This window comes from Psychrobacter sp., from assembly GCF_030457785.1.
In the GTDB taxonomy this organism is placed as follows: Bacteria; Pseudomonadota; Gammaproteobacteria; order Pseudomonadales; family Moraxellaceae; genus Psychrobacter.
In genome coordinates, this window is sequence record NZ_JAKDUI010000119.1 from 1 (window position 1) to 8,358 (window position 8,358).

Here is an 8,358-nt window from a genome sequence, read left to right on the forward strand (position 1 = left end):
TGTGATGCCTCGAAAGAGACGTGCTTTAGTACAGCGGTTGTATAAGTTGTATAAAAGGAACTTATAAAATATAAAAGGGACTTATAAAAATAGCTGTTTATTGTTGAATCCATTGACTGATTTTTTCACGTTCAGCAGGTGTTGCTTGCAGCCAAACTTGCATAAATTGATCCAATGTATTGCTAGAAGTATTAACTGCTTCGCTTTGCTGTACGGTATTTTGCTGCGCAGCGCCTGGAGTTGCCGTAGTCGATTGGCCCAGCGCAGCAATCGCTTGCTGATTTTGCTGCGCAGCATCACCGCTACCACCAAAGGCGCCGCCAATTGCCTTACCCAAACCTGAGAACAATCCACCCTGGTTATCACCCACACTTTGTTGACTAGCAATTACTGTATTGTCTTGCTGTACAGCCAGTGTTGGACGTTCCGCATAGTCTTTAGCCGCTTTATGTTCTTCTGGCAGATCCGGCATCGTTAGGCGATAGGTCTGATTGTCTGCCAGTTCTGCTGTCACACTCACATTGCCAGAGCGCACATAGTCATGCACATCATGGCGCAAGTCATACAAACGCTCGTACTTAGCAGTAATGGCATGTTGACCAGGTGCTAGTGAGAACTCATCTTTTATTGGCTGAAAAGCACCATGTTTCACTGTTTGCCCATTGATAGCAGTTACCTTGATGTAGTCATCAACCAGCAGGGTTGCGTCAGCATGTGACAACATTGACACAGAACCAGCTCCAATAAGCAACGAGCTGACGGTCAGTTTTTTTAGTAAAGAAGCATTCGATTTCATAAGGTTTCCAATAATAAAAAAAGCGCTTTAGGAGCAATAAAACACTTTGAAGAAGAAAGAATTCGGCTTCTCGTTACTAGAAGTCGAGTGGCATCGTTTGTTGATCTTGGCCAGAGGCATCATTGTCTACTTTCGCCTCTTGGGTGATATCAGCCAGCTCAGCAGCCAACGTTTGCTCATCAATGGTGCGCAAGGCGTCACTTATGACTGCCTTGGAGATATTACTACGACCAAGGTTTGAAAACATTGGCTGGATGTAGTTAAGCACTTCCATCATCGCACCGATACGGTGTGGTCCATCGGTGAGTAGATGGTCGGTAATTCGGTCGTCAAACTGCCAACCACGTCGACGTAATATAGATTGTAACAGTGCTTGACGATCGGCAAGATCGTGACCATTCGGCACTTGAAAGGTAGGAGACTGTGCCAAGCGAGTTAGTAAGTCGGACAATTGAAAGGGCAAATTACCTGCAGGTCTATTGGCCGCAAATAATAATTGACGTTGCCCTTCTCGACTACGGTTGATCAAATGAAATAAGGCTTCTTGCCATTGAGTGCTTTGATCCAACACTTCCAAATCATCAATAGCGATCAAATCGAAGTTCTCTAGCGACATCAGTACATGAACATCGGTATGAATCAGCTCATTAAGCGACAAACAAATCGCTGACTTGTCCATCTCAATAAATGACTCGCAAATAGCAGACAGTAAATGAGACTTACCAGTAGCAGGACTACCAAATAAGTATAACTGACCGATCAGGCCGACATGTAATTGCCGCACTGCATCAATAATCGACATCCAACCCGGACCTGCAAAGTCACTCAGACTTGCATCATGCTTAACATCCAGATTGAGGCTTAGCTGTGCTTCTGCCATGAATCATCAACTCGGTTTGCGTTATGCAACCACTAAAAAAGTGAAACGACGAATACTTCCCAAATCGGTTTTGACAATATTCATTTTTATCAAAGCCAACTTCTTAACGACAAATACCATCAATACTGCGCTTATATATAACATATTTACAAAATGACTGACAAGGTTTTTGCTTATTAGCGTAGATCAAATACCTATAAACTGCCTTTATCAGTGCCATTATTTACGGCTATTAGCCAATAGCCAATAGCCACCATGCTTCAAACAACAAAGTAAACCAGGACTATCTTGATTCCAAAATAATAATTGATGGCAAATGAATTTATTAATGAAATAATGTGGACTTATTACTTCAAGGCTTTTAATACGCTAAAATAAAGTCCATTGTTTGCGACCTTTATAAAAGTCGGTCGTACGATAATAGTTATACAAATGGTGAAATAATACATTGAGAACCGCGGAAACTGGTAATGCAATCAGCATACCAACAAATCCTAATAAGCTCGCGCCTGCTAACACCGAAAAAATAACCCAAAGAGGAGACAGTCCAATCTTATCACCCAATAGCAACGGCTGAAGAATATAACCTTCTGCTGCTTGTCCAACCATAAATGCACCGGCTATCAACGACAGATAGGTCCAATCTAACCCAAACTGAAACAGACAGGCCACAATGGCAGCGATAAACCCAATACCAAATCCTAAATAAGGAACAAAACTGGCAATACCAGCCACCATACCAATGATTAGCCCCAACTCAAGACCAATGAACTGCAACTGTACCGCATAAATAGCACCCAACAGCACCATCACCAAAAGCTGCCCTTTAATAAAAGCCATTAGTGCACGGTCGCACTCTTGACTCACTTCAATTATTTTTTGGCTATACGCTGCAGGAAGCGACGACTTCCACGTCTCGAGGCGTTGATCCCAGTTAAATAAAAAGTAAAAGGTTAAAATCGGTACCAAGACAATCAAGCCGGCATTATTGATGACTTTCATACTTGAGGCAAGTACTTGACTCATCAGCGTACTGGCTTCTGCAAACTTATAATTGGTTTGCAAATACCCAACCAACGTCTCAGAAAACTCTTTGGCTTCCATCTTTGGCAAATTAATCCGACTATTATTAGCGAACCATTCCCGCAGTACTTGATTGTACCAATTCATTACTTTGGGCAAATACTCCCATGCGGCCTGCATCTGGTGCCACAAGGTCGGCACCAACCACCAGAGAAGCAACACCATGCCCAAGGTGATGGTAGAATAAACTATGATAATGGCTATCCAACGTTTGATATATTTTGACAAACGTTTGACCAATGGATTGAACAAGTAAGCCAATACAAAGGCGACCACAAATGGGACGATGACTGGCGTCATTAAGTATAATAAAAATAGAGTCACCCCAACCGCCACAATGATCAATAAGCGCTGAAAAAATGGGTCTATTGTTCGTTTTATCATAATGCAAGCAGTCCTACGATTCAGCCAGTTAAAAATAGTGGACAGTTATTGGCAAATAACTTGTATTCTATTATCGCAGAGTACAAAAAAAACTCAGTCATTTTTTGTTTCTACACTTTTTATTTGCACCTAATAGATTATCTGCGGCAAATATTGGCAAGTTGCTTTGCGAGTGGGGGTCGTTTTTGGGTATAATGTGTGCATTATTTAGCGTTGAAAATACAGACCCTATTTCTAACGACAGATTTTTACCGACAGACATTCATTCCTATAAAATTTGTGAGACAACCATGAGTAACAAGCCTTCTTTAAGCTACAAAGATGCTGGCGTTGACATTGATGCTGGTGATGCACTAGTTCAACGCATTAAATCAGTGGCAAAATCCACCTCTCGTCCTGAAGTCGTAGGTGGACTCGGCGGTTTTGGTGCGCTTTGTCGTATTCCAACTGGTTACACTTCACCTTTATTGGTTTCAGGTACTGACGGGGTTGGTACTAAACTAAAGTTGGCACTGCAATTACAACGTCACGATACCATCGGGATCGACTTAGTCGCCATGTGTGTCAACGATCTGTTGGTTTGCGGTGCAGAGCCTTTATTCTTTTTGGATTACTACGCTACTGGCAAGCTTGATATTGACGTAGCAGCCACTGTCGTTACAGGGATTGGCGAAGGCTGTAAGCTATCGAACTGTGCCCTAATCGGCGGTGAAACTGCTGAAATGCCAGGCATGTACCAAGACGAAGATTATGATTTGGCTGGGTTCTGCGTGGGTGTCGTCGAAGAAGCAGAAGTCATCACTGGTAAAAATGTCGCAGAAGATGACGTACTTATCGCTCTTGGGTCGAGCGGCGCACATTCAAACGGTTACTCTTTGGTACGCAAGGTCATAGAAGTCAGTGGTGTTGGTGTCGCTAACAGCGATGAGCAGCTAGACGGTCAGACTATCCAAGATGCGCTCATGGCCCCTACTCGTATCTATGTTAAAGCGATCAAAGCCTTGCAAGACAGCCTCGGCAGCTCAGCTCTGCACGCTATGTCTCACATCACTGGCGGCGGCTTAACCGACAACTTACCACGTGTACTACCAGATGATTTGGCCGCGAGCATCGATACCAATAGCTGGCAGTTCTCAGAATTGTTTACTTGGTTACAAACCCAAGGCAACATCGAACAAAGTGAGATGTACCGTACCTTTAACTGCGGTGTCGGCTTTGTCATTGTCGTTCCTAAAGAGCACGCTGACGCAGCCATACAAACCTTGAACGACGCAGGTGAAACGGCGTGGCAATTAGGCACAATGATCAAGCGCGAAGCGGATGCAGTGGTGTACCGTTAATGACATTATCGCCAATACCTACTGACACCAGCAGTCATGCGAACCAACCGTTACGCATCGCTGTCCTCGTATCAGGCAGTGGAAGTAACTTACAAGTCCTGATAGATGCAATGCAAGCGGGTGTGTTACCGATTGAGATAGTTGGTGTCATCAGCAACCGTGAGGATGCCTACGCCACCACGCGCGCCAAGGACGCTGGTATTCCAGTAGCTGTATTGTCACATGCTGCGAGTGGAAAACGCATGGGCATCAAGACCTTTGAGACCCATGCCAGCGCTCAACTGGCGACATGGCAGCCAGACTTGGTTGTCCTCGCTGGCTTTATGCGAGTCCTTAGCGGTACATTCATCGATAACGCACCAGCACCGATGATCAACCTACACCCGTCTCTATTGCCAGCCTATAAAGGCTTGGACACCCATCAACGTGCCATACAATCAGGTGAACGCCATCATGGCTGTAGCATCCATGTCGTGACTGCAGAGCTCGATGCTGGTGCTGTGCTGACCCAAGCGCTCACAGAGATAAAACCACATGAAATGGCCGATAGCCTACAGGCACGTGTCCAAAAGCTTGAGCATCAGTTGCTTCCTTGGACCATTTTATTGTTGGCCAAAGGTGCGTTGTCTATGAACAGCGTCCAAGCATCACAGCAGGAAAACAAATTTTTGCCATTGTTGCCGCTCAAACTGCATATAAGAGATTAACTTAGAACGGCTGAACTGGTCGCCACTCAAACAGTTCTTTCTAAATAGCTCTTTGGGGCGCGTTGAAAATTTACGCAAAAAAAGCCCAATCACTCAACTGGTGAATGACTGGGCTTTTCTGTAGCAGAATTTCAAATAGATCAAGTCATGCTATTACTATTTGGAAACACCGACATCTATGATGCCTACAGGTTACAGTGATTATTGAGACTCATGGACGTGTAACCCTTTGATGTTTACAAACTCTTTGATGCCAAAGCCACCGTGCTCACGACCGTGACCCGAGTTCTTCACCCCACCAAATGGTAATGCAGGGTTTGCAAGCCCGTAGCCGTTGATGTAAACCATACCAGTATCGAACTCTTCACGCGCCAGACGTATGGCTTTTTCTTCGTCTTTAGAAAATATCGCGCCACCTAAGCCATAACGACTGTCATTAGCAATGCGCAATGCGTCATCCTGATCCTTTGCACGTATTAGCGATGCTACTGGACCAAACAACTCATCGTCGTACGCAGGCTGGCCCTCTTTCACGTTTTCCAAGATAGTCGCTGGGTAAAAGCTACCTTTGCCTTCTGGCAGTTTACCGCCAACGGCTATAGTAGCGCCTTGATTCACACTGTTTTCTACTTGCTCGTGTAGCTTCTCTTGTAAATCTTTGCGAGCCAGTGGACCAAAATCAGAATTTTTATCCATTGGGTCGCCGAACTGCTTACTTTCAAACTTTTCAACGATGCGCTTACGGAAGTCATCATACAAGCTGTCTACGATAATAAAACGCTTGGCTGCGACGCAAGTTTCGCCATTGTTGATGAGACGGGCTTGAGTACAAGTATCCACAGCCAGATCCAAGTCCGCATCTTCTAAAACGATGAAGGCATCGTTGGAACCCAACTCTAGTACCACCTTTTTGAGAGCCTTTGCCGCTTGCTGACCGACGATACTACCGGCACCATCACTGCCCGTTAATGTCACACCGCGGACTTTGTCATGACCGATTAACTCTTCTGACTGATCATGATCAATTAAAATCGTGCGGAAGAGATCGTTGGGCAGATCAGACTCGTGAAAAATTTTCTCAATCAATAAACCAGAGCCAGTAACATTAGACGCATGCTTTAACAAGACGCTATTGCCTGCCATCAAGTTGGCGACAGCATAGCGGAATACTTGGTAAGCGGGAAAATTCCAAGGCTGCATACCGTAGATAACGCCGATCGGTTGATAAGTCACAATGCCTTTCTTTAGGCCTTCGATGTCACGTTCGTCATCAGCAAGCGCCGTCACCCCTTTCTCGGCGGTATAATCACAAATCGCTTTGCATAGGTCAATTTCTTGCAGGCTTTGACTGTAGAGCTTACCTCGCTCTTCGGTCATGAGCTCAGACAGCTCTTTTTTGTACTTCATTAGCGTTTTACCGATAGACTGAATGACTTTGGCACGCTCTTCATGAGTGGTTTTGCGCCATTCTGAAAACGCCTGATGTGAGGCTTCAACGATCTCGTTGACCTCATCTTTGCTCATATAATTATATTCTTTGATTTTTTCGCCCGTGGCTGGGTTTATAGTAGTAATGTCTGTCATCGTTATTATCCTTATGTGTGAAGATGTTTTGTTGCTTTAACTGAGTCGAAACTGTCGAGACTCAGATACATATTGGTTGGGAGTGATATGCCATAAATACTGAAACTGTCTTTTTCTTATGTGTTGTTATTCTTGTGTGCTGTCGTTCTCGTGTGCTGTCGTTTTCGTTTTCCTTGATTGACACCCACTATAGCAAAGCGTTTCGTAAGTTGGTTTACAGAAAATATTAAAGTGTGACTAAGATGTTAAGAGTGTGACTGAGTCGTTAATTTGAGCCGAACTGTGTATCCGACCCCAAAAAAATAGACGCCAACAAAAACAAATGCCAATAAAAAAACCAACCCCTAGGCTGGTTTTCATTGGCATCGTGTAAACTGGCATCGTGTGAAATAGTGAGCAATGTGGCTCTACGCTAAAGAAGACGCTAGAAGATATGATTTATCACTGGTATGTCTTGGGGCGGATTTTCCTCCTCTGCTACCACTTGACGTGCCACATGCATGATTAACTGACGCAACCATCGGTGCGCTGGATGATGCTGTAATAAAGGTGACCATGCCATCGTCAGCTCAAACTCAGGAATAAAAAATGGTGGTTCTTCCATCATGATGCTGTCGTTATCGGCTTGCATGCGTGCCACCCGCGTAGGCAATGTAGCGATTAAGTCTTTGTTCGCTGCGAGCATCGCTGGCATCTGATAATGACGGGTAAAAACACTGATTTGACGTTTTTGACCCAAGCGTTGTAGAGCTTGGTCAATGGATCCTAGGCCACCTGATTTTTCTGGATTCACGCCAAAACCGACACCCATGCCTGTTTTAGATACCCACACGTGCTGGGCTTTTAGATAGTTTTTGAGGTTGAAACGGTTTGCGTAAGGGCTTTCAGCAGACAACAAACAGCTAAAAGTATCACGCCACACCAATACTTGGTGAAAGCTCTGTGGAATTTCATTAAATCGATTGATTGCTAGATCTACACGTCCCTGCTCCATATCACGATAGGAAACATCTGACGGTGTCAAAAAGTCCAAAATTACGTTGGGCGCTTCCGAGCGTAGTGCCTTTACCAGTTTTGGCACCAAGGTCGCTTCCGCATAATCTGAAGTCATAATGCGAAAAACGCGCGAAGTACTATAAGGACGAAACTCAGTACGCGGCTCTAATACTTGCGTTAAGTCGGCCAAGATTTCACGAATACGAGGTTGTAATTCCAAAGCCCTTTCAGTCGGTGTCATCCCTTCAGATGAACGTACCAATAATGGATCGTTAAAAAGTTTACGTAACCGCCGCAAAATATTGCTCATCGCAGGTTGCGTAATGCCAAGCTGCTCGGCCGCACGAGTGACGTTTTTTTCACGTAATAAAACGTCTAAATGTACCAACAAATTTAAATCTACTCGCTGCAAATTCATATAATATATTCTCTTGCCTTTGAATAAATGCCTCTACAACGCCGGCATTTTCAGTACTGTTTTCGCTAATTTACAGACTATAGCTGCGTGGTTTCACTCTTTGCCTTTTAATTTACTTCAAAACCCATCAATCATAACGCACTTTATCTGTCTTAAGATCATGTTATCTA

7 protein-coding genes are annotated in these 8,358 nt (G+C 44.3%); 2 read left to right on the forward strand and 5 right to left on the reverse strand.

What is annotated here, in order from left to right; genetic code table 11:
- Positions 1-97: 97 nt before the first annotated feature.
- The 3 genes from L0J61_RS06965 to L0J61_RS06975 form a co-directional block, all read right to left on the reverse strand.
- Positions 98-796: a DUF2057 family protein gene (locus tag L0J61_RS06965; RefSeq protein ID WP_301465608.1), complete on the reverse strand. Its 699-nt coding sequence runs from the start codon at positions 794-796 to the stop codon at positions 98-100.
- Positions 797-872: 76 nt separating this feature from the next.
- Positions 873-1,676 carry a DnaA regulatory inactivator Hda gene (hda, locus tag L0J61_RS06970; RefSeq protein ID WP_301465609.1) on the reverse strand — a complete coding sequence of 268 codons (804 nt, stop codon included), beginning with the start codon at positions 1,674-1,676 and terminating at the stop codon, positions 873-875.
- Positions 1,677-2,045: 369 nt separating this feature from the next.
- Entirely contained in the window at positions 2,046-3,143 is a 1,098-nt protein-coding gene (locus L0J61_RS06975; protein ID WP_301465611.1) for an AI-2E family transporter, read from the reverse strand.
- A 290-nt stretch (positions 3,144-3,433) separates the two neighbouring features.
- On the opposite strand from L0J61_RS06975, the gene purM reads away from it, so the two are divergent.
- Together purM and purN are read left to right on the forward strand one after the other, a co-directional pair.
- Complete coding sequence (gene purM, locus L0J61_RS06980) at positions 3,434-4,483, forward strand: phosphoribosylformylglycinamidine cyclo-ligase (RefSeq protein ID WP_301465612.1); 1,050 nt, start codon at positions 3,434-3,436, stop codon at positions 4,481-4,483.
- The gene (purN, locus tag L0J61_RS06985; RefSeq protein WP_301465613.1) at positions 4,483-5,190 is read left to right on the forward strand and encodes a phosphoribosylglycinamide formyltransferase; all 708 of its coding nucleotides are present in this window, start codon (positions 4,483-4,485) and stop codon (positions 5,188-5,190) included. Before purM ends, purN begins: the two co-directional genes overlap by 1 nt.
- Positions 5,191-5,391: 201 nt before the next feature.
- Here purN and L0J61_RS06990 read toward each other — a convergent pair whose 3' ends face one another.
- Together L0J61_RS06990 and L0J61_RS06995 are read right to left on the reverse strand one after the other, a co-directional pair.
- A complete protein-coding gene (locus L0J61_RS06990; RefSeq protein WP_301465615.1) occupies positions 5,392-6,774 on the reverse strand; it encodes an NAD-dependent succinate-semialdehyde dehydrogenase in 1,383 nt (460 codons plus the stop codon).
- A 424-nt stretch (positions 6,775-7,198) separates the two neighbouring features.
- The gene (locus tag L0J61_RS06995) at positions 7,199-8,188 is read right to left on the reverse strand and encodes a LysR family transcriptional regulator (RefSeq protein ID WP_301465616.1); all 990 of its coding nucleotides are present in this window, start codon (positions 8,186-8,188) and stop codon (positions 7,199-7,201) included.
- Between the last annotated feature and the right edge of the window lie 170 nt (positions 8,189-8,358).